21 protein-coding genes and 1 riboswitch are annotated in these 20,568 nt (G+C 62.3%); of the genes, 13 read left to right on the top strand and 8 right to left on the bottom strand.

Annotated features, from left to right (window positions below; translation table 11 throughout):
• Position 1: 1 nt before the first annotated feature.
• From mdcA to madM, 9 genes are all read left to right on the top strand, one after another.
• The gene (gene mdcA, locus EGJ27_RS20675) at positions 2–1,678 is read left to right on the top strand and encodes a malonate decarboxylase subunit alpha (protein ID WP_125832605.1); all 1,677 of its coding nucleotides are present in this window, start codon (positions 2–4) and stop codon (positions 1,676–1,678) included.
• Complete coding sequence (locus EGJ27_RS20670; protein ID WP_125832604.1) at positions 1,678–2,553, top strand: triphosphoribosyl-dephospho-CoA synthase; 876 nt, start codon at positions 1,678–1,680, stop codon at positions 2,551–2,553. The genes mdcA and EGJ27_RS20670 overlap by 1 nt, the downstream gene beginning before the upstream one ends.
• Entirely contained in the window at positions 2,553–2,852 is a 300-nt protein-coding gene (locus EGJ27_RS20665; RefSeq protein WP_125832603.1) for a malonate decarboxylase subunit delta, read from the top strand. The genes EGJ27_RS20670 and EGJ27_RS20665 overlap by 1 nt, the downstream gene beginning before the upstream one ends.
• Positions 2,845–3,696: a biotin-independent malonate decarboxylase subunit beta gene (locus EGJ27_RS20660; RefSeq protein WP_125832602.1), complete on the top strand. Its 852-nt coding sequence runs from the start codon at positions 2,845–2,847 to the stop codon at positions 3,694–3,696. The genes EGJ27_RS20665 and EGJ27_RS20660 overlap by 8 nt, the downstream gene beginning before the upstream one ends.
• Positions 3,693–4,496: a biotin-independent malonate decarboxylase subunit gamma gene (mdcE, locus tag EGJ27_RS20655; protein WP_125832601.1), complete on the top strand. Its 804-nt coding sequence runs from the start codon at positions 3,693–3,695 to the stop codon at positions 4,494–4,496. Before EGJ27_RS20660 ends, mdcE begins: the two co-directional genes overlap by 4 nt.
• The gene (locus tag EGJ27_RS20650; protein WP_125832600.1) at positions 4,487–5,122 is read left to right on the top strand and encodes a malonate decarboxylase holo-ACP synthase; all 636 of its coding nucleotides are present in this window, start codon (positions 4,487–4,489) and stop codon (positions 5,120–5,122) included. The genes mdcE and EGJ27_RS20650 overlap by 10 nt, the downstream gene beginning before the upstream one ends.
• Positions 5,119–6,054 carry a malonate decarboxylase subunit epsilon gene (mdcH, locus tag EGJ27_RS20645; RefSeq protein WP_125832599.1) on the top strand — a complete coding sequence of 312 codons (936 nt, stop codon included), beginning with the start codon at positions 5,119–5,121 and terminating at the stop codon, positions 6,052–6,054. The genes EGJ27_RS20650 and mdcH overlap by 4 nt, the downstream gene beginning before the upstream one ends.
• A 63-nt stretch (positions 6,055–6,117) precedes the next feature.
• A complete protein-coding gene (madL, locus tag EGJ27_RS20640; RefSeq protein WP_125832598.1) occupies positions 6,118–6,540 on the top strand; it encodes a malonate transporter subunit MadL in 423 nt (140 codons plus the stop codon).
• A gap of 1 nt (position 6,541) precedes the next feature.
• Positions 6,542–7,306 carry a malonate transporter subunit MadM gene (gene madM, locus EGJ27_RS20635; RefSeq protein ID WP_125832597.1) on the top strand — a complete coding sequence of 255 codons (765 nt, stop codon included), beginning with the start codon at positions 6,542–6,544 and terminating at the stop codon, positions 7,304–7,306.
• Positions 7,307–7,414: 108 nt separating this feature from the next.
• Here the strand turns inward: madM and EGJ27_RS20630 are convergent, their stop codons facing one another.
• On the bottom strand, positions 7,415–8,335 hold the full coding sequence (locus EGJ27_RS20630; protein WP_125832596.1) for a LysR substrate-binding domain-containing protein: 921 nt from the start codon (positions 8,333–8,335) through the stop codon (positions 7,415–7,417).
• A gap of 155 nt (positions 8,336–8,490) precedes the next feature.
• On the opposite strand from EGJ27_RS20630, the gene EGJ27_RS20625 reads away from it, so the two are divergent.
• Positions 8,491–9,108 carry a hemolysin III family protein gene (locus EGJ27_RS20625; RefSeq protein ID WP_125832595.1) on the top strand — a complete coding sequence of 206 codons (618 nt, stop codon included), beginning with the start codon at positions 8,491–8,493 and terminating at the stop codon, positions 9,106–9,108.
• Positions 9,109–9,228: 120 nt separating this feature from the next.
• Here the strand turns inward: EGJ27_RS20625 and EGJ27_RS20620 are convergent, their stop codons facing one another.
• Positions 9,229–9,948, bottom strand: a complete 720-nt coding sequence (locus EGJ27_RS20620) for a 16S rRNA (uracil(1498)-N(3))-methyltransferase (protein ID WP_125832594.1) — start codon at positions 9,946–9,948, stop codon at positions 9,229–9,231.
• 117 nt (positions 9,949–10,065) lie between these two features.
• Positions 10,066–11,472: an adenosylmethionine--8-amino-7-oxononanoate transaminase gene (locus EGJ27_RS20615; RefSeq protein WP_125832593.1), complete on the bottom strand. Its 1,407-nt coding sequence runs from the start codon at positions 11,470–11,472 to the stop codon at positions 10,066–10,068.
• Positions 11,473–11,694: 222 nt separating this feature from the next.
• Between EGJ27_RS20615 and EGJ27_RS20610 the strand changes: the two genes are divergently transcribed.
• Positions 11,695–13,584, top strand: a complete 1,890-nt coding sequence (locus EGJ27_RS20610) for a flavin monoamine oxidase family protein (RefSeq protein WP_125832592.1) — start codon at positions 11,695–11,697, stop codon at positions 13,582–13,584.
• Positions 13,585–13,646: 62 nt separating this feature from the next.
• On the opposite strand, the gene EGJ27_RS25110 is transcribed toward EGJ27_RS20610, so the two are convergent.
• On the bottom strand, positions 13,647–13,781 hold the full coding sequence (locus tag EGJ27_RS25110; RefSeq protein WP_256672891.1) for a hypothetical protein: 135 nt from the start codon (positions 13,779–13,781) through the stop codon (positions 13,647–13,649).
• Between the two features lie 330 nt (positions 13,782–14,111).
• Entirely contained in the window at positions 14,112–14,249 is a 138-nt protein-coding gene (locus EGJ27_RS24800) for a hypothetical protein (protein ID WP_158619372.1), read from the bottom strand.
• 212 nt (positions 14,250–14,461) lie between these two features.
• Between EGJ27_RS24800 and EGJ27_RS20605 the strand changes: the two genes are divergently transcribed.
• A complete protein-coding gene (locus EGJ27_RS20605; protein ID WP_125832591.1) occupies positions 14,462–15,010 on the top strand; it encodes a cytochrome b in 549 nt (182 codons plus the stop codon).
• Between the two features lie 26 nt (positions 15,011–15,036).
• A complete protein-coding gene (locus tag EGJ27_RS20600) occupies positions 15,037–15,615 on the top strand; it encodes a YceI family protein (RefSeq protein WP_125832590.1) in 579 nt (192 codons plus the stop codon).
• Between the two features lie 116 nt (positions 15,616–15,731).
• Here EGJ27_RS20600 and EGJ27_RS20595 read toward each other — a convergent pair whose 3' ends face one another.
• From EGJ27_RS20595 to ahcY, 3 genes are all read right to left on the bottom strand, one after another.
• Complete coding sequence (locus tag EGJ27_RS20595; protein WP_125832589.1) at positions 15,732–17,606, bottom strand: DEAD/DEAH box helicase; 1,875 nt, start codon at positions 17,604–17,606, stop codon at positions 15,732–15,734.
• Between the two features lie 309 nt (positions 17,607–17,915).
• The gene (metF, locus tag EGJ27_RS20590) at positions 17,916–18,761 is read right to left on the bottom strand and encodes a methylenetetrahydrofolate reductase [NAD(P)H] (RefSeq protein ID WP_125832588.1); all 846 of its coding nucleotides are present in this window, start codon (positions 18,759–18,761) and stop codon (positions 17,916–17,918) included.
• Between the two features lie 163 nt (positions 18,762–18,924).
• Positions 18,925–20,334: an adenosylhomocysteinase gene (ahcY, locus tag EGJ27_RS20585; protein WP_125832587.1), complete on the bottom strand. Its 1,410-nt coding sequence runs from the start codon at positions 20,332–20,334 to the stop codon at positions 18,925–18,927.
• A gap of 23 nt (positions 20,335–20,357) precedes the next feature.
• A riboswitch (S-adenosyl-L-homocysteine riboswitch) is annotated at positions 20,358–20,466 on the bottom strand.
• Between the last annotated feature and the right edge of the window lie 102 nt (positions 20,467–20,568).

Below are 20,568 nucleotides of genomic sequence, written 5' to 3'. Positions count from 1 at the left end.
CATGACAACTATAAATTCCCCCGACGCGCGCTGGACGCGTCGTCGCAGCGAGAAGCTGCGGCGGCTCGAACAGGTCCGGGCTCTGGCCGATGGCGTGGTGTTGCCGACCGACAAAATCGTCGCGGCGCTGGAAGCCTTGCTGGTCTCCGGCGACCGTGTGGTGCTGGAAGGCAACAACCAGAAACAGGCCGATTTTCTTTCGCGCGCCCTGGCAAAGGTTGATCCGGCCAAGGTGCATGACCTGCACATGATCATGCCCAGCGTCGGGCGGGCCGAGCATCTGGATCTGTTCGAACAAGGCATCGCGCGCAAACTGGACTTCTCCTTTGCCGGCACCCAGAGCCTGCGTATCAGCCAGCTGCTGGAAGACGGCCTGCTGGAAATCGGCGCGATCCATACCTACATCGAACTCTATTCCCGCCTGGTGGTGGACCTGATTCCCAACGTGGTGCTGGCCGCTGGCTTCATGGCCGACCGGGCCGGGAATATCTACACCGGGCCGAGCACCGAAGATACGCCGGCGCTGATCGAACCGGCCGCCTTCAGCGACGGCATCGTGATCGTTCAGGTCAACCAGCTGGTGGACGACGTCAGCGACCTGCCGCGTGTCGACATCCCGGCTTCATGGGTCGATTTCGTGGTGGTGGCCGACAAGCCGTTCTACATCGAGCCGCTGTTCACCCGCGACCCGCGCCACATCAAGCCGGTGCACGTGCTGATGGCGATGATGGCGATCCGCGGTATCTACGAAAAGCACAATGTCCAGTCGCTCAACCATGGCATCGGTTTCAATACCGCCGCCATCGAACTCATCCTGCCGACGTACGGCGAATCCCTTGGCCTGAAGGGCAAGATCTGCCGCAACTGGACGCTTAACCCGCATCCGACGCTGATTCCGGCCATCGACAGCGGCTGGGTCGAGAGCGTGCATTGTTTCGGCACTGAGTTGGGGATGGAAAACTACATCGCCGCACGCCCGGACGTGTTCTTCACCGGGCGCGACGGCTCGCTGCGCTCCAACCGGCAACTGTGCCAGTTGGCCGGGCAATACGCGGTGGACCTGTTCATTGGCGCGACCTTGCAGGTCGATGGCGACGGGCATTCGTCCACCGTCACTCGCGGGCGCCTCGCCGGCTTTGGCGGCGCGCCGAACATGGGCCACGACCCGCGCGGTCGGCGTCACGCCACGCCGGCCTGGCTTGACATGCGTCGGCTTGAGGGCGACGCGCCGGCGGCGTATCTGGAACGCGGCAAGAAACTCGTGGTGCAGATGGTCGAAACTTTCCAGGAAGGCGGCAAACCCACGTTCGTCGAGACGCTCGACGCGGTTGAAGTGGCGCGCAAAGGCGGCATGCCGCTGGCGCCGATCATGATCTACGGCGACGACGTTACGCATCTGCTTACCGAAGAAGGCATCGCCTACCTCTACAAGGCGCGCAGCCTTGAAGAGCGCCGGGCGATGATCGCCGCAGTCGCTGGTGTCACCGCCATCGGCCTGCGCCACGACCCGAAAGACACCGCACGCATGCGCCGTGAAGGCCTGATTGCCTTGCCGGAAGACCTGGGCATCCGCCGCACCGACGCCAGTCGCGAACTGCTGGCGGCCAGGAGCATTGCCGATCTGGTGCAGTGGTCCGGCGGCCTGTACAGCCCGCCCGCCAAATTCAGGAGTTGGTGATGAGTGCACTCAGGCAACACCTGCAACCGGCGTCTTTCGCCGAACAATTGGCAGACCTGGCTGTGGAAGCCTTGATCGACGAAGCGGATCTGTCGCCAAAACCTGCGCTGGTGGACCGGCGCGGCAGCGGTGCGCATAGCGATTTGCATCTGGGTTTGATGCATGCCTCGGCATTGTCGCTATGGCCTGCCTTTAAGCAGATGGCCGACGCCGCGATTCAGTCTGGAGAAATCGGCCAACCGTTACGCGAAGCCCTCGGCCGGCTCGGGCGTGAAGGCGAAGCGGCCATGCTCACCACCACGAACGGCGTGAACACGCATCGCGGCGCAATCTGGGCGCTGGGTTTGCTGGTGGCGGCAGCGGCACTGGCGCCACATGACCTGTCGCCCGCCGCATTGTGCCTGCGCGCCGCACGTCTGGCGCAGATCCAGGACCGCAAAGCCGGTACGCCGCTTAGCCATGGCCGACAGGTCGCCCGGCGCTATGGCGCTTGCGGCGCTCGCGAACAGGCGCAGCAGGGCTTTCCCGCCGTGATCGACTTCGGTTTGCCGCGCTTGAAAGCCAGCCGCAAGGCTGGCAGTGGCGAGCAGAACGCCCGGCTCGACGCGCTGTTGGCAATCATGACCCGCCTGGCGGATACCTGCGTGTTGTATCGCGCAGGTTTGCAAGGGCTGACGGCCATGCAGCAGGGCGCTCAGCGGGTTCTGGATGCCGGCGGCAGCGCCAGCTTGCCTGGCCGCCGCTGCCTGCATGAGCTGGATCAGCAACTGCTGGCGCTCAATGCGTCACCCGGTGGCGCTGCCGATTTGCTCGCCGCCTGCCTGTTCATCGATGGCCTGGAGCCTGCGCTCGGCCGTGTTGCGAGGAATGCCTGATGGAAACCCTGTCTTTTGAATTCAGCGCCGGACAACCGCCGCGCAACCGAGCGCTGGTGGGCTGCGTAGGCTCCGGCGACCTGGAAGTGCTGATCGAGCCCGGCCAGCCGGGCAAGCTGGCGATCTCGGTGGTCACGTCCGTGAACGGCGCCTCGTTGCGCTGGAAGCACTTGTTCGAGCGCATGTTCAACGAACAGACCCCACCGGCATGCAGCATCGAGATCCACGACTTCGGCGCCACTCCCGGCGTGGTGCGTCTGCGCCTGGAACAGGGCTTCGAGGAGATCGGCAATGACTGACAGCACTCGTTTGCTCAATCAACACAGTTTCATCGAACTGGGTGCTCGCCAGCGGGCCAAGGCCCTGCTGGATCACGGCAGTTTTCGTGAGCTGCTCGACCCGTTCGACCGAGTCATGTCGCCCTGGCTGGAGAAGCAGGGTGTTGTGCCGCAGGCCGACGACGGTGTGGTGGTCGCCAAAGGCACGGCAGGCGGATTGCCGGTAGTCATCGCCGCCATTGAAGGTGCCTTTCAGGGCGGCAGCATGGGCGAGGTCGGCGGCGCCAAGATGGCGGGCGCGCTGGAACTGGCGGCCGAGGACAACCGCAACGGCATTCCGACGGCCGCGATCCTGTTGCTGGAAACCGGCGGTGTGCGTTTGCAGGAAGCCAACCTGGGCTTGGCGGCAATCGCCGAGATTCATGCGGCTATTGTCGATTTGCGCCAGTACCAGCCAGTGATCGGCGTGGTGGCGGGCAGTGTCGGCTGCTTTGGCGGCATGTCCATCGCCGCCGGGTTGTGCAGCTATTTGCTGGTGACTCAAGAAGCGCGGCTGGGTCTCAACGGCCCGCAGGTCATCGAGCAGGAAGCCGGCATCGACGAATACGACTCCCGCGACCGGCCGTTCATCTGGAGCCTGACCGGCGGTGAACAGCGTTTTGCCACCGGCCTGGTGGACGGTTTCGCCGCTGACGACGTCGAGGCGATTCAGGTCCAGGTGGCAGGCTGGCTGAAACAGGGCGTGCCCGCCGAACATCGCAGCGGTCAGTACGACCTGTTCCTGCAACGCCTGGCGCGCTTGGACACTGAGCCGCAGATCGAACCCCAGACGGTTCGCAGCCTTTATCGAGGAGCCCGGTCATGAGTGACAGCCAACGTGGTTTGAACTGGTTCAAGGCATTGAGCGCCGCAGCCACGGAAGTGGTCGGGCTGCCGGCGTCGCTCAAGGTTGCCGACGGTGCGTTGGGCACGGTGCCTGCGCGTTTTCTGGCAGTGGTTGCCGACCCCAGCAACCGCTTCCCTCGCGCGCAACAAGGCGAAGTCGGCCTGCTGGAAGGCTGGGGGCTGGCCAAGGCGGTGGATGACGCCGTCGAGCTGGACCGCGCAAATGAACAAAAGCGTGCGCTGGTCGCCATCGTCGATGTACCGAGCCAGGCCTATGGCCGTCGCGAAGAGGCACTGGGCATTCATCAGGCCCTGGCGGGTGCGGTAGACAGCTACGCTCGTGCCCGGCTGGCGGGGCATCCAGTGATCGGGCTGTTGGTAGGTAAAGCCATGTCCGGTGCATTCCTGGCCCACGGTTACCAGGCCAACCGGCTGATCGCACTGCGCGACCCCGGCGTGATGGTTCATGCGATGGGCAAGGCGTCCGCCGCGCGTGTCACGCAACGTAGCGTCGAGGATCTGGAACGCTTCGCCGCCAGTATCCCGCCCATGGCTTATGACATCGACAGCTATGCCAGCCTGGGTTTGCTGTGGGAAACCCTGTCGGTCAGCCGGATCGATCAGCCAGACGCCGACGATGTGACGCAAGTGCGCGCCGTGCTGGAGAGTGCCATCCGCGATATTCAGGCTGGCAGTACGGATCTGAGCGGCCGTCTAGGCGCCGGTCATCGTGCGGCGTCGGCCAAGGTTCGCCAGATGCTGCGGGCGCAGTGGTCGTGAACAGTGTGCTGGCGCTCATGCCCCATGACTTGCTCTGGGGCCTGACGTCGAGCGCCTTGCCGGAAGACGCCCCCGACTGGGCGCGGCAAGCGCTGGACCTCGACCAGCCGGTGGTGGTGCGTCGCGAATCTTCGGCGCCGGGCCGTGTAGCGGTCGGCGTGCGTGGTCCGGCGCGGGAACAGCGGTACGCGACCAGCATGGCGGTTGCGCATATCCGCCGTCGCGTATCGCCCGAGCAATTGGTCGGCGCGTCGATTGATCCGGCTCATTGGCCGGCTCTGCGAGCACTGCAACAGGTCAAACCGGCGATGACTGCGCTGGGGCTGATCTGGGGTGTCGCCGGCAGCGCAGGGTATGAACTTGCCAGTGGTGTTGCCGCTTTGCATCAGGGCAGCGATCTGGACCTGATCGTGCGTACGCCCGAATCTGTAGATCGGGCATGGGCGGCGGAGCTGGTCAGCTCGCTGGAAACCGCTGCGTGCCGGATCGATATACAGCTGCAATTACCCGCCGGTGCGATTGCACTGCGTGAATGGGCGAGACCTGCCGGGCAGGTACTGCTGAAAACTTCGCAAGGCGCACGGTTGGTGCGTGACCCTTGGCAGCCGCAAGAGGCTTGCGCATGAGCAGCCTGTGGGCGTTTCCCGGCCAAGGGGCGCAGCAGGCCGGCATGTTGCACGCGCTGCCGGACGAAGCCGTCGTCCGTGAATGCCTGGAGCAGGCGGCCACGGCGCTGGGCGATGATGTTCTGAAGCTTGATGGCGCCGAAGCTTTGCAGTCGACTCGCGCGGTCCAGTTATGCCTGCTGATCGCCGGGGTGGCCGGTGCGCGTTTGCTTCAGTCGCATGGCTGCCAGCCGGATTACGTCGCCGGACTGTCTATTGGCGCTTATCCGGCTGCGGTGATTGCCGACTCTCTGGACTTCGATGACGCCGTGCGTCTGGTGGCGCTTCGCGGCGAACTGATGCAGAACGCCTATCCGCAAGGCTATGGCATGACCGCCATTCTCGGTCTGGATCAGGCCTTGGTCGAAAGCCTGATTGCCAGGGTGCACAGCCAGCAGATGCCGGTTTACCTGGCCAATATCAACGCCGACAGCCAGTTGGTGATCGCCGGCAGCACTGCGGCGATGGCCGAAGTGGCTCGGCATGCCAAGGCGCAAGGCGCGGCGAGCTGCAAGCGCCTGGCGGTCAGTGTTCCGTCGCACTGCGAGCTGCTGCAGTCCCCAGCGCGGGATCTGGCTGACGCCTTCACCCGCGTCCACATCGCGGCGCCGAAGGTTCGCTACCTCAGCGGCAGCACCGCCCGGCCGCTGGTCAAACCCTATCAGGTGCGCGCTGACCTGGCGTTCAACATGTGCCGGGTCATCGACTGGCGCAGTACGGTGCAGACCGCTTACGAGCGCGGTGTGCGCCTGCAGATCGAATTTGCCCCCGGCACGGTGCTCACCGGCCTGGCGCGCAGGGTGTTCGAACAAGGTACGGCGCTCGCCTTTCAGGGCGCGCGTCTGGACAGTCTGGTCGCGCTGTCGCGCGAGGAGGAAGCCCGCACTCTATAGAGCACGTGCTGGTACGAAGGACAAAAACAACAACTTCGGCAACGCAATCGAGGAATAACAACAATGATTATCTACGGTGTGGCTCTACTGGCGATCTGTACCCTTGCGGGGGTGATTCTCGGCGACATGCTCGGCGTGCTGCTGGGCGTCAAATCCAATGTTGGCGGGGTCGGCATCGCCATGATCCTGTTGATCTGTGCGCGACTGTGGATGCAGAAGCGCGGCGGCATGACCAAGGAATGCGAGATGGGCGTCGGCTTCTGGGGCGCGCTGTACATCCCGGTCGTGGTCGCCATGGCCGCGCAGCAGAATGTCGTCACCGCACTCAAAGGCGGCCCGGTCGCGGTATTGGCGGCCATCGGTTCGGTGGTGATCTGCGCGTTCACCATTACCCTGATCAGCCGCACCAACCGTGGAGCGCCGTTGCCGCCGCTGGAAGCCGAGCCGCTCGAAGTGCCGATTGCCGCACCGGCGGGAGGGCGCTGATATGGGCTCGCTTATCGAGAAAGGCCTGGAACATAACGGCTTGATCACGGCATTCGCGTTTGTCGGCGTCATCATGTGGATTTCCGTGGTGCTGTCCAAACGCCTCACATTCGGGCGGGTACATGGCTCGGCCATCGCCATCGTCATTGGTCTGGTTCTGGCCTGGGTCGGCGGTACGCTGACCGGCGGGCAGAAAGGCCTCGCAGATCTGGCGCTGTTCTCCGGCATCGGGTTGATGGGCGGCGCCATGCTCAGGGATTTCGCCATCGTCGCCACGGCGTTCGAAGTGCAGGCCACCGAAGCGCGCAAGGCCGGGATGATCGGCGCAGTGGCGTTGTTGCTCGGGACGGTGCTGCCGTTCATCGTCGGCGCCAGCGTGGCCTGGATGTTCGGCTATCGCGATGCGATCAGCATGACCACCATCGGCGCGGGCGCGGTGACTTATATCGTCGGTCCGGTGACGGGCGCGGCATTGGGCGCGACCTCGGACGTGATGGCGTTGTCCATCGCCACCGGGTTGATCAAGGCGATTCTGGTGATGGTGGGAACGCCGATGGCTGCGCGCTGGATGGGGTTGGACAACCCTCGCTCGGCGATGGTGTTCGGCGGCCTGGCCGGCACCGTGAGCGGTGTGACGGCAGGGCTGGCGGCAACGGATCGGCGGTTGGTGCCTTACGGCGCTTTGACCGCAACCTTCCACACCGGGTTGGGCTGTCTGCTGGGGCCTTCGGTGTTGTATTTCATTGTGCGTGGGATTGTTGGTTAGATAGTTGTCTGTAGGAGCGAGCTTGCTCGCGAAGACGTATTTCCAGGCGATGCATCTACTGCGGATGCACCCGCCCTTTCGCGAGCAAGACGGATCGCCGCCTGCTGGCTACAGCTGCCTCAACCTTGACGCATACATCCTGCATTCCGCGACCAGCGCCAGCAGGTTCGGGTCGCGTTCGCGGGATTTGAGGAAGACCATGCCAATGTGCTGCTGCATCCGGTAACGCGGTTTCAGGGCGATCAGGCGAACGCGGTTTTCATAGACGGCCGCGATACGCCCCGGCAGCAGCGCATAGCCCACGCCGGAGCTGACCATGCTCAGCAGGGTGAAGATGTCGTTGACCTGCATCGCCACCTTGGGCTCGAAACCCGCTTGCTGGAACACGCGCACGCCGTCCCGGTGAGTGGCAAAACCCTGGGTCAGGGTGATGAAAGTGGCTTCGCGAAGATCTGCCAGATCGACTTCCTCATGCTCGGCGAACGGCGAGTCGGTGGGCACGGCCAGAAAGATATCGTCGGAAAACAGCGGCAGATGATCGCAATCCGGATCGTTGGTGTTCTCGTCCAGAGACACCAGCATCGCGTCTACTTCCATGTTCTTGAGCTTGTAGAGCAAGTCCATGTTCGAGCCCAGGATCAGGTCGATATTCAGTTCGCTGCGGCGGATCTTCAGGCCCATGATCAGCTGCGGCACGGTCTTGACCGTCAGCGAGTACAAGGCGCCCAGCTTGAAGCGCGCGGCGGAGAAACCCGCCGCCTGGCGGGTCTGCTCCACGGTGGTGACCACGTCCTGAACCAGCTTGCGCGCGTGGTCCTCCAGCACATAGGCACTCTTGAGCGGCGTCAGGTTGCGCCCTTCGTGCTTGAACAGCGGGCAGCGCAGCGCACTTTCCAGCGAGTGAATGGCGCGGTGCACGCTGACGTTGCTGGTCTGCAGTTCCGTGGCGGCCCGGCTCAGGTTGCCGGTGCGCATGAAGGCGAGGAAAATTTCCAGTTTCTTGAGGGTCAGCTCGTCGTCGATCTGCATGGCGTCGCGCTTGTTGTTGGCGTGGGTCTGATTGTGCCCAACTCGCGGCGCGCTGCGTGTTATTTCTGGCCTGCGGGTGACGGATGCATTGCGCCGAGCATCAATACGCGGGAGCCTTTGCGGTTCGTGTCTTGGTAGAAACGGGTAACGCACGGATGTATTACGGAGAAAAATTCAACGCTTGGTCGCATCTGATCGGCGCCTTGCTGGCCACGGTGGGCGCCATCTTTCTGCTGATCAAGGCCAGCCTGCAGGGTGACGTCTGGAAAGTGGTGAGCACCGCGATCTACGGCGTGTGCCTGATCGCGCTGTATAGCGTGTCCACGGTTTATCACAGCGTGCGCGGGCGGGCGAAGGTGATCATGCAGAAGGTTGATCATTTTTCGATCTACCTGATGATCGCCGGCAGCTATACGCCTTTCTGTCTGGTAACCCTGCGCGGTGCGTGGGGCTGGACGCTGTTCGGAATTGTCTGGGGGCTGGCGCTGATCGGCATTCTCCAGGAGATCAAACCCCGCTCCGAAGCGCGGGTGCTGTCGATCGTGATCTACGCGGTAATGGGCTGGATCGTGCTGGTGGCGGTCAAACCCCTGCTGGCGGCACTGGGCCTGAGCGGCTTCATATGGCTGGCCGGTGGCGGGATTCTGTACACGGTCGGCATTCTGTTCTTCGCCTTCGACCATATCCGCCACTGGCACGGCATCTGGCACCTGTTCGTGATCGGCGGCAGCCTGATGCATTTCGTGGCGATCTGGTTTTATGTGTTGGGGTGATACGACTGTTGGAGCCAGCGGGCGGCGATCCGTCTTGCTGGCGAAGAGGCTGCTACATCATCGCTCTTGCGTCAGTCTTCGCCAGCAAGCTGGCTCCTACAGATAACTGAATCAAAGGATTTAAAAATCCCCCCACAACTGCTGCGCGACGCTGAGCGCCACCACTGGCGCGGTTTCGGTGCGCAGCACGCGGGGGCCGAGGCGGGCGGCGTGGAAGCCGGCGGCTTTGGCCTGTTCGACTTCGGCATCGTTCAACCCGCCTTCCGGACCAATCAGAAACGCCAGAGTGCCAGGCTTGTCATGGCTGGTCAGCGGCTCGGCCACCGGATGCAGCACCAGCTTGAGATCCGCTTCGGTGCCCTTGAGCCATTCCGCCAACGGCACGGGCGAGTGGATGGTCGGCACCACCGAGCGCCCGCATTGCTCGCAGGCACTGATCGCGACCTGCTGCCAGTGAGCCTGGCGCTTCTCCGCACGCTCATCCTTCAAGCGCACTTCACAGCGCTCGCTGACGATGGGCGTGATCTCGCTGACACCCAGTTCGGTGGCTTTCTGGATCGCCCAGTCCATCCGCTCGCCACGGGACAGGCCCTGGCCCAGATGCACACGCAGCGGCGATTCGGTCTGGCCGGCAAAGCTTTCATTGAGCTGGACGCGGACCCGCTTCTTGCCGACCTCCAGCAATGTGCCGCGAAACTCTGTGCCCGAGCCGTCGAACACTTGCAGCGCGTCGCCCTCGGCCATGCGCAACACGCGCCCGATGTAGTGCGCCTGCGCCTCGGGCAGTTCGTGTTCGCCGAGGGATAGCGGGGCGTCGATGAAGAAACGGGACAGTCTCATGGTTTTCTCTGAGTAAGCGAATTTCGGTGTGGGGTTCGATGGCGCTGTCGCGAGCTGGCGCTCCCTCCCACAGGTCGCAACAGCCAATTGGGGAGGAGCGTCAGCTCGCGAAACGTTCTAGCCCGGATCGCGGAAATCGGGATGGAAATTTTCCGGCACGGCGACCTGAATGCTGCTGCGTGTCGCGATGTCGATGCCTTCGCTGGCGACCTCGGCGAGGAAATCGATCTGCTCCGGCGTGATCACGTAAGGCGGCAGGAAGTACACCACGCTGCCCAATGGGCGCAGCAACGCGCCGCGCTCCAGTGCATGCTGGAAAACCTTCAGGCCACGACGTTCCTGCCACGGATAGGCCGTCTTGCTGGCCTTGTCCTGGACCATCTCGATGGCGAGTGCCATGCCGGTCTGGCGCACTTCGGCCACGTTGGGGTGGTCGACAAGATGAGCGGTGGCGGTGGTCATGCGCTGTGCCAGCGCCTTGTTGTTTTCGATGACGTTGTCCTGCTCGAAGATATTCAGGGTTGCCAGCGCAGCCGCACAGGCCAGCGGGTTGCCGGTATAGCTGTGGGAGTGCAGGAAAGCCCGCAGCGTCGGATAGTCGTCGTAGAACGCGTCGTATACCTCATCGGTGGTCAGGCACGCCGCCAGCGGCAGGTAGCCACCGGTCAGCGCCTTGGACAGACACAGGAAGTCCGGGCGAATACCGGCCTGCTCACAGGCAAACATGGTCCCGGTGCGGCCAAAGCCGACGGCGATTTCGTCGTGAATCAGGTGCACGCCGTAGCGGTCGCACGCTTCGCGCAGCAGCTTGAGATAGATCGGGTGATACATGCGCATGCCGCCCGCGCCCTGAATCAGCGGCTCGACGATCACCGCAGCGACCGTGGCGTGATGCTCGGCCAGCGTCTGTTCCATGGCGGCGAACATGTTGCGCGAATGCTCTTCCCAGCTCATGCCGTCGGGCCGGTGGTAGCAATCGGGGCTCGGCACCTTGAGGGTGTCCAGCAGCAACGCCTTGTAGGTCTCGGTGAACAGCGGCACGTCGCCCACCGACATCGCGGCCATGGTCTCGCCGTGGTAGCTGTTGGTCAGGGTGACGAAGCGCTTCTTGTCCGGCTGGCCGCGGTTGAGCCAGTAGTGAAAACTCATTTTCAGCGCAACTTCGATGCACGACGAACCGTTGTCGGCATAGAAGCAGCGGGTCAGGCCGTCAGGCGTCAGCTTGACCAGCCGCTCGGACAGCTCGATGACCGGTTGATGGCTGAAGCCGGCCAGGATCACGTGTTCCAGCTGATCGACCTGATCCTTGATGCGCTGGTTGATGCGCGGATTGGCGTGACCGAAGACATTGACCCACCAGGAGCTGACGGCATCGAGATAGCGCTTGCCCTCGAAGTCTTCCAGCCAGACGCCTTCGCCGCGCCTGATCGGGATCAGCGGCAGGCTCTCGTGGTCTTTCATCTGGGTGCAGGGGTGCCACAGGACCTTGAGGTCACGTTGCATCCACTGGTCATTCAGGCCCATTGGCAATCTCCGGCTGGCGACTCGCATGACGCGAGGACGAACAATCGCGCAAGCCTATGCAATGCCCGGCTGCGGGACAACCCATTGTGTCGTTCGCGTGCCTTTATCTCGTTGAGCGAGATGGCTGGCGGCCATCTTTGGCGTGGCGTATCCTTCGCCGCTTGTCGTTGTCCCGGGCGTCTGTTTGCCCAACCTTCCCTGTGTTTTTTCGGAGTTCGCAGAATGCTTTCTGGGTGGCTGCGCGCGTGTGCGCTGGTGGTAATCGGGCTGGTCAGCGTTACGACGCTCGCTGACGAGAAGAACAAGACGGCCATTGTCGTCGGCGCGGGGCTTGCGGGCCTGACTGCCGCCTACGAACTGCAGGCCAAAGGCTGGCAGGTCACCGTACTGGAAGCGCGGCCCAGCCTCGGCGGGCGCTCGGGGCTGGCGACCAGCGAGTGGATCGGTAACACCAAGACCCAGCCGATGCTGAACCGTTACCTGGACAGCTTCAAGATCCAGAGCGTACCGGCGCCCGAGTTCGTTCGCACGCCGAGCTACCTGATCGATGGCGCGTATTTCACCCAGGCCGAACTGGCCCTCAAGCAGCCGGCCACCGCCGAGGCGATCAAACGCTACAACGAAACCCTCGATAACCTGGCGCGCTCCATCGAAAACCCGGAAAACCCGGCTGCCAACAGCACGTTGTTCGCGCTGGATCAGATCAACGTCGCCAACTGGCTGGACCGCCTGAACCTACCGCCCACTGCGCGCCAGTTGATCAACCAGGAAATCCGTACTCGCTACGACGAACCTTCGCGCCTGTCGCTGCTGTACTTCGCACAGCAATCGCGAGTGTATCGTTCGGCAGACGAGCGTGATCGTCGTGCCGCACGCCTGCCGGGCGGCAGTATCGTCCTGGCTCAGGCGTTCGCCAATCAGCTCAAGACCATCAAGACCAACGCGCCGGTCTCGGCCATCGTTCAGGACAAGACCAGCGTTACCGTCAAGGCCGGTGCCACGAGTTACACCGCCGATTACGTGGTGGTGGCTGTGCCGCTGCGCTCACTGAGCAAGATCCAGATGACGCCGGCGCTGGATGCCCAGCACCTGGCGGCATTGAAGAGCACCAACTACGGCTGGCGCGACCAGATCATGCTCAAGTTCAAGACTCCGGTCTGGGACAGCAAGGCGCGTCTGTCCGGCGAGATTTTCAGCAACACCGGCCTTGGCATGCTATGGATCGAGCCGGCCTTGAAGGGCGGCGCCAACGTGGTCATCAACCTGTCCGGCGATAACGCGCGAATCATGCAAGCGTTCGGCGACAAGCAGCTGGTCGATCAGGTGCTGATCCGCCTGCACGCCTTCTACCCCCAGGCACGCGGTGCCTACACCGGCTATGAAATCCGTCGCTACAGCGTCGACCCGTCCACGGGCGGTTCTTACCTGGCGTTTGGGCCAGGCCAGATCAGCAAGTTCTGGCGCATGTGGGAAAAGCCGATTCAGCGTGTAGCGTTCGCGGGCGAACACACTGACACGTTGTACCCAGGCTCGTTGGAAGGCGCTTTGCGCAGCGGTCAGCGCGCGGCGGGTCAGGTCGTCGATCTGGCGGCAGGCAAGTCGTTCGAACCGGTCAAGGTAATCCCGCCTGCGGCACCAGGGGCAGCGAAACCCAAGTCGGAAGGCAATTTCTTCAGCAACCTGTTTGGCGGCTCTGCCGACAAGTCTGAAGACAAGCAGCCGGAACCGGCCAAGGCTGTCGAGGAGTCCAGGCCGCAAGCGAAAAAGGGCTTCTTCTCGAACCTGTTCGGTTCAGACGAACCCGAAGCCAAGCCGGTCGAGAAAGCACCTGAACCCGCGCCGGTCGTGGCGCCTGTGCCGGTGGCGCCGGTGGTTGCTCCGGTGGTCGAACCTGCCAAGGCGGCACCCGCGAAAGTCGAGCCGGTCAAGAAGACTCCGCCCGCGAAACCATCGGTGAAAAAGGAAGCGGCCAAGAAAGAACCGGTGAAGAAGGCTCCTGCCAAACCCGCCGAGGCTAAAAAGCCGCCGGCCAAGCCCGAAGCTGCCAAGAAAGCGCCGGTCAAAGCCAAGACGGAAACAGCGCCTGCCACGTCGGTGGAGCCCAAGAACTGATCACCTGAAAAGCAGCAGTCAAAGAAGCGCGGTTCGAGACCGCGCTTTTTTTATGTCAGCGTTCAGCGCTTGGTGTCGTTGGTGACAACCGCTTCATGGCCGTCAGCACGACGCAGCTCGACCAACTCGGCTCTGGGCGCCTTGCGGCACTTGTACTTGATGCCTTTCTGCGCAGGCATGGCGCTTATCGTTTCCATGCATTCATCTCTTGATGCGTAGGCCGTGGGCTTGCGCTCATCCACGCATCCTTCCATACCGCTGCACATCGTCATAACGACAAAATAGACAGTCATCATCCCGGCGCTGCTCCTTCATCAGTGCGATTCAAATGTCCTGCGCCGGTTCTCGTTAACTGTCTGAAGGACTGGTAGCAGTGGGCTTGCGGCCATGAGGAGGGTGGTGACAGAACCTAAACCCTTCGGTTGCCGCCCAGTCATGCTGAGGCTTGTTCAGTGGCTCAACAATGGCTCAAGGCTGCCATCTGTCGGAATAATGTCGCTTGCTACCATTTTGCTGGGTGCGTCATTTTAACGCTGCCAAAAAAGGTCATTATTTTGGCGTTTTGCTGCGTGAACGTTGATCAGGCGTGCAGTGGCCAAGAACGGTCGGAACGGCAGAACAAGCAGGATTTCGCCGTTCATCGCCAGCTTCAGGCCGACGGTCATGCGGTAGTTCTACCGCGGCGTGTTTATCTGGATGCTGCGTTCTGTAACAAGCTGGACACAGCTTGTAACGCAATTGAGGACGGCATTAAAACGCTTCGATGGGCAATCGGAGGCGTTTGAATCGGATTTTTCGATCAGTCAGAGCGAATTTTTGCGCTATCAATCGATAAATAAAAAGCTAGTCTGTAAACACTTCTATCAGGGTAATGGCAATGCAGCTACGTAACTCATCCTCTCGCTACGGCCTGGTCAGCATGGTTCTACACTGGGGCGTGGCCGTTACAGTGTTTGGCTTGTTCGCGCTGGGGCTCTGGATGGTCGGGCTGGATTACTACGATACGTGGCGCAAGGCCGGGCCGGATCTGCACAAGAGCATTGGCCTGACGCTGTTCGCCGTCATGCTGGTCCGTGTGGTGTGGCGTTTGCTCAGCCCGCCACCGCCGCCATTGGCGAGCTACAGCAAGATGACGCGTATCGGTGCCGCCTTTGGCCACCTGTTTTTGTATGTCGCGCTGTTCGCCGTGATGGTCGCCGGTTACCTGATCTCTACCGCAGACGGCGTCGGTATCCCGGTGTTCGGTCTGTTCGAGGTGCCCGCGCTGGTCAGCGGGCTGCCGGATCAGGCGGATACGGCGGGCACGATTCATCTTTACCTGGCCTGGGCCATCGTAGTGTTCGCGGTGCTCCATGGTCTCGCTGCACTGAAACACCACTTTATCGACCGCGACGTGACACTCAAGCGCATGTTGGGTCGTAACTGATCGTTCAACCACAAAGGGAATAAAGCATGTTGAAGAAGTCTCTCGCCGCTCTGGCTCTGGGTACCGCTCTATTGTCCGCCGGCCAGGCAATGGCTGCCGACTACGTTGTCGACAAGGAAGGCCAGCACGCTTTCGTTGACTTCAAGATCAGCCACCTGGGTTACAGCTTCATCCACGGTACTTTCAAGGACTGGGACGGTTCGTTCAGCTTTGACGCCGCCAAGCCTGAGGCCAGCAAGATTTCGGTTGAACTGAAAACTGCCAGCCTGTTCACCAACCACGCCGAGCGCGACAAGCACATCAGCAGCAAGGACTTCCTGGACGTTGCCAAGTATCCGGAAGCCAGGTTCGTATCGACCAGCGTGAAATCCACTGGCGAGAAAACCGCTGACGTGACCGGCGACCTGACCCTGCACGGCGTCACCAAGCCTATCGTTATCAAGGCGACCTTCAACGGTGAAGGCAAGGACCCATGGGGCGGCTACCGTGCCGGCTTCAACGGCACCTCGACCCTGAACCTGAACGACTTCGGCATCAAAGGCCCAGGCCCGACTTCCCAGACGCTGGACCTGGACATCAGTCTGGAAGGCGTGCAGAAGAAGTAAGCCTGTAGCGCACAGCAAAACGCCGACCTCAGGGTCGGCGTTTTTGTTTGTGACGTAGGCTATTGCTGTGGGAGCGGACCGGGCGGCGCTCCGCTCCCACCGGGTAGTGCGGCCTGTCAGCTGTCCCGATTGCGGGTCAGCAGAGCTGGCTTTTCGCCGCGTGGTCGACTTGGCAACTGGTCCAGCTGCTCGGCAGACGGGAAGCGGTCAATCTTCGACTCTTTGTGCACGATCTTCGGTTGCGGCTGGCTGTCACGCGAGCTGCGCACTGCGGGTTCCTGAAGCGGAGCCTGATCGTCGCGGGCCGGGCGGCGGTTGCGTGGCTGACCGTCGCGCGGTGCGCCGTTGCGCGGCGCCGATCCGTTACGCTTTGGAGCGCCGGAACCGGTACCCGTGCGAGCAGCGCCGCCACCGGTGCGACCCGGATTGGCTGGACGTGCAGCGCCACCGGCAGCCGGAGCTGCAGCGGGTGCGCCTGGACGACGGCCACGGGCCTGATTCTTGCCCTGGTACGGGCTCACGTAGTCGACGCGGTTGCCGAAGTTATCGACTTCGTCATCGCGGAACTCGTCCGGAGCGCGGTCCTGGGCCGGACGTGGCGGCGCAGCCTGGGCCGAGCGCTCACCGCGTGGCGTGCCTTCACGTGGCTTTCTTTCGCGTGGTTGCCGGGCAGGGCGTTCCCCATTGGCCGCAGCGGCCGCCGGTTTTTCCTTGCCCTTATCTTTTCCCTTGTCGCGGCGACCGCCGTTGTTCTTGTCGCCTTCACCGCGTGGAGCGCGTGCTCCACGTGGGTTGCGAACATCAGGGCGCTCGCGCACTTCGGGCTTCTCGGCTTCGACTGCCGTCATGTCGAAGCCCATCAGATCGCCGTCCGCGATTTTCTGACGAGTCATGCGCTCGATGCTCTTGAGCAGCTTCTCTTCGTCCGGGGCAACCAGCGAGATCGCTTCACCGGTACGCCCGGCGCGGCCGGTACGGCCGATACGGTGGACGTAGTCTTCGTCGACGTTGGGCAGCTCGAAGTTGACGACGTGTGGCAGCTGATCGATATCCAGGCCGCGTGCGGCGATGTCGGTGGCGACCATGATGCGCACTTCGCCGGCCTTGAAGTCGGCCAGAGCCTTGGTGCGCGCGTTCTGGCTCTTGTTACCGTGGATCGCCACGGCGCTCAGGCCATGCTTGTCCAGGTATTCGGCCAGACGGTTGGCACCGTGCTTGGTACGAGTGAACACCAGCACCTGCTCCCATGCACCTTGGGTGATCAGGTGCGCCAGCAGCGAACGCTTGTGGTTGGCCGGCAGGCGGAATACGCGCTGTTCGATACGCTCCACCGTGGTATTGGGCGGGGTGACTTCGATGCGCTCGGGGTTATGCAGCAGCTTGCCCGCCAAGGACGTGATGTCGTTGGAGAACGTGGCCGAGAACAGCAGGTTCTGACGCTTGGCCGGCAGACGAGCGAGCACTTTCTTCACGTCATGCACGAAGCCCATGTCGAGCATGCGGTCGGCTTCGTCGAGCACCAGGATTTCGACGTGGGACAGATCGACGCTGCCCTGGCCGCACAGGTCGAGCAGGCGGCCGGGGCAGGCCACCAGGACATCGACGCCACGGGCCATGGCCTGAACCTGCGGGTTCATGCCGACACCGCCGAAGATGCAGGCGCTGACGAACTTCAGGTCGCGGGCGTACAGCTTGAAGCTGTCATGCACCTGGGCGGCCAGTTCGCGAGTGGGCGTCAGGACCAGTACGCGCGGTTGGCGCGGGCCGTGACGCTGGGATTTGTCCGGATGACCATTGGGAAACAGCCGCTCCAGGATCGGGAGGGCGAAACCGCCGGTTTTACCAGTACCTGTCTGTGCCGCGACCATCAGGTCGCGACCTTGCAACACGGCGGGGATGGCCCGCTGTTGCACCGGAGTAGGCTGGGTGTAGCCCGCTGCCTCGATGGCGCGGACTAAAGCCTCGGAGAGACCGAGGGAAGCAAAGGACATGAGTAATCCTGTTCTGTTGGAGCTTTAGCTCAAGGGATGTCTTGCCTGGCGTGAATGGCGTGTAAAGACAACGCGATCCCGTCCGGTCCTGCGGGGTCTTTAGTTCATCTCGTGACGTTTGCGCGGGGTGGAAATTGCGCTGTTGACGTGAGCGAGGTGACTTCTGCAAGACCGAGCGTCCGGGCGTAAGCCTGGCGGGAAGGCTGGAGTATAACAGAGCAAACGTGCTGCGCTGCTTTCCTGCTGCCCAATGGTTGTTCGGCGAAAATGCTCCCGGCGCGCGGCCGGGAGCGGGTGGTCGGTTTTCCGTCAGCGTGGCAGCTTCAGGTTGTTCCAGACCGCCAGGCTCGGTTCAGCCTGGTTCAGGGTGTAGAAGTGCAGGCCGGGCGCGCCGCCGTCGAGCAGGCGGTCGCACATGTCGGTGATGACCTGCTCGCCGAACTGCTGGATGCTCGACGTATCGTCACCGTAGGCTTCCAGCTGCTTGCGGATCCAGCGCGGGATTTCCGCACCGCAGGCATCGGAGAAGCGCGCCAGCTTGGTGTAGTTGGTGATCGGCATGATGCCCGGCACGATCGGGATGTTCACACCCATCTTCTGCACGCGCTCGACGAAGTAGAAGTAGCTGTCGGCGTTGAAGAAGTACTGGGTGATCGCACTGTCGGCGCCGGCGTTGGCCTTGTTGACGAAGTGCTTGAGGTCGTCCTCGAAATTGCGTGCCTGGGGGTGCATTTCCGGGTAGGCGGCGACTTCGATGTCGAAGTGGCTGCCGGTTTCTTCACGAATGAAGCTCACCAGATCGTTGGCGTGACGCAGCTCGCCACTGGCCATGCCCATGCCGGACGGCAGGTCGCCGCGCAAGGCAACGATGCGCTTGATGCCGGCGTCGCGATACTGGTTCAGCAGGCTGCGCAGGTCTTCCTTGCTGTCACCGACGCACGACAAGTGAGGTGCGGCCGGGACTTTCACTTCGTTCTCCAGCTGCAGCACGGTGTTCATCGTGCGGTCGCGGGTCGAACCACCGGCACCGTAGGTGCAGGAGAAGAAATCGGGGTTGTAGCCTGCCAGCTGACGGGCAACGTTCAGCAGCTTTTCATGGCCAGCATCGGTCTTCGTCGGGAAGAACTCGAAGCTGAAGCGACGGTCTTGGCTCATGGTCAATAACCTTGGAAATCGGGAACATATGCTGTTCCTGTGGGAGCGAGCTTGCTCGCGATAAGGTCGCAACGACCTTCAGATACTCAGCGACATGCGAGCGCTGGGCGCACGATTGCGGACAAGTCCGCTCCTACAGGAGAAGCGGACGTGTCCTGATCAATCAGTAGCGGTAAGCGTCTGGCTTGAACGGACCTTCGACGGTCACGCCGATGTAGTCGGCCTGGGTCTTGGTCAGCTTGGTGACGACGCCGCCGAAGCCGCGAACCATTTCCAGGGCCACTTCTTCGTCCAGCTTTTTGGGCAGCACTTCGACGGTCAGGCGCTGAGCCTTGTGCTCGGTCGACAGGTCGGCGTACTTCTGCTCGAACAGGAAGATCTGGGCCAGGACCTGGTTGGCGAACGAACCGTCCATGATGCGGCTTGGGTGGCCGGTGGCGTTGCCCAGGTTCACCAGACGGCCTTCGGCCAGCAGGATCAGGTAGTCATCGTTCTGCGGGTCGAACGAACCGGCGCCGGTGCGGTGGATCTTGTGCACCTGTGGCTTCACTTCTTCCCATGCCCAGTTCTTGCGCATGAAAGCGGTGTCGATTTCGTTGTCGAAGTGACCGATGTTGCAGACCACGGCGCGCTTTTTCAGAGCCTTGAGCATGTTGGCGTCGCAGACGTTCACGTTACCGGTGGTGGTGACGATCAGGTCGATCTTGCCCAGCAGCGCCTTGTCGATGCTCGCTTCGGTACCGTCGTTCTCACCGTTGATGAACGGCGAAACCACTTCGAAACCGTCCATGCAGGCCTGCATGGCACAGATCGGGTCGACTTCGGTCACTTTGACGATCATGCCTTCCTGACGCAGGGACTGCGCAGAGCCCTTGCCCACGTCACCGTAGCCGATCACCAGAGCCTGCTTGCCGGACAGCAAGTGGTCGGTGCCGCGCTTGATGGCGTCGTTGAGGCTGTGACGGCAGCCGTACTTGTTGTCGTTCTTGCTCTTGGTCACCGAGTCATTGACGTTGATGGCCGGGATCTTCAGCTCGCCCTTGGCCAGCATGTCCAGCAGGCGGTGCACGCCGGTGGTGGTTTCTTCGGTCACGCCGTGGATCTTTTCCAGCATGGCCGGGTATTTCTTGTGCAGGATCTCGGTCAGGTCGCCGCCGTCGTCGAGGATCATGTTGGCATCCCACGGCTGGCCATCCTTGAGGATGGTCTGCTCGATGCACCACTCGTATTCTTCTTCGGTCTCGCCTTTCCAGGCGAATACAGGAATACCGGCAGCGGCGATGGCGGCAGCGGCCTGGTCCTGGGTGGAGAAGATGTTGCAGGACGACCAGCGAACTTCGGCACCCAGGGCAACCAGGGTTTCGATCAGCACGGCGGTCTGGATGGTCATGTGAATGCAGCCGAGAATCTTCGCGCCCTTGAGCGGTTGTTCACCGGCGTATTTGCGGCGCAGACCCATCAGGGCGGGCATTTCGGATTCGGCGATGAAGGTTTCGCGACGGCCCCAGGCGGCCAGGGAAATGTCGGCGACCTTGAAATCGTTAAAACCTGCGGGCGTGATTACAGCGCTCATTGAGAGTCTCCATTCCAAAAAAATGCGAATGGGCGCCGTTGTGCGTTTAAGGCTTGCCGGCCAGAGAGTGGCCAGGCAAACAACGCCCCATCCGAGCCTGACAGGAAACCTGCTGCAGCGCCCCTCGGACAGGTGGCGGGAACGGTATCGAGAGAAGATGACCGTTTTGAAACGACCGGCAGTATAGCTTCGCTGGGGATTCTACCCAAGGCTTTCTATCGGTTCCTTGTTATC

Origin of the sequence: Pseudomonas sp. v388 (genome assembly GCF_003935425.1) — a bacterium.
Classification (GTDB): Bacteria; Pseudomonadota; Gammaproteobacteria; order Pseudomonadales; family Pseudomonadaceae; genus Aquipseudomonas.
Note: the sequence above shows the minus strand (reverse complement) of the source record. Positions and strands in the feature narration are given on the sequence as shown.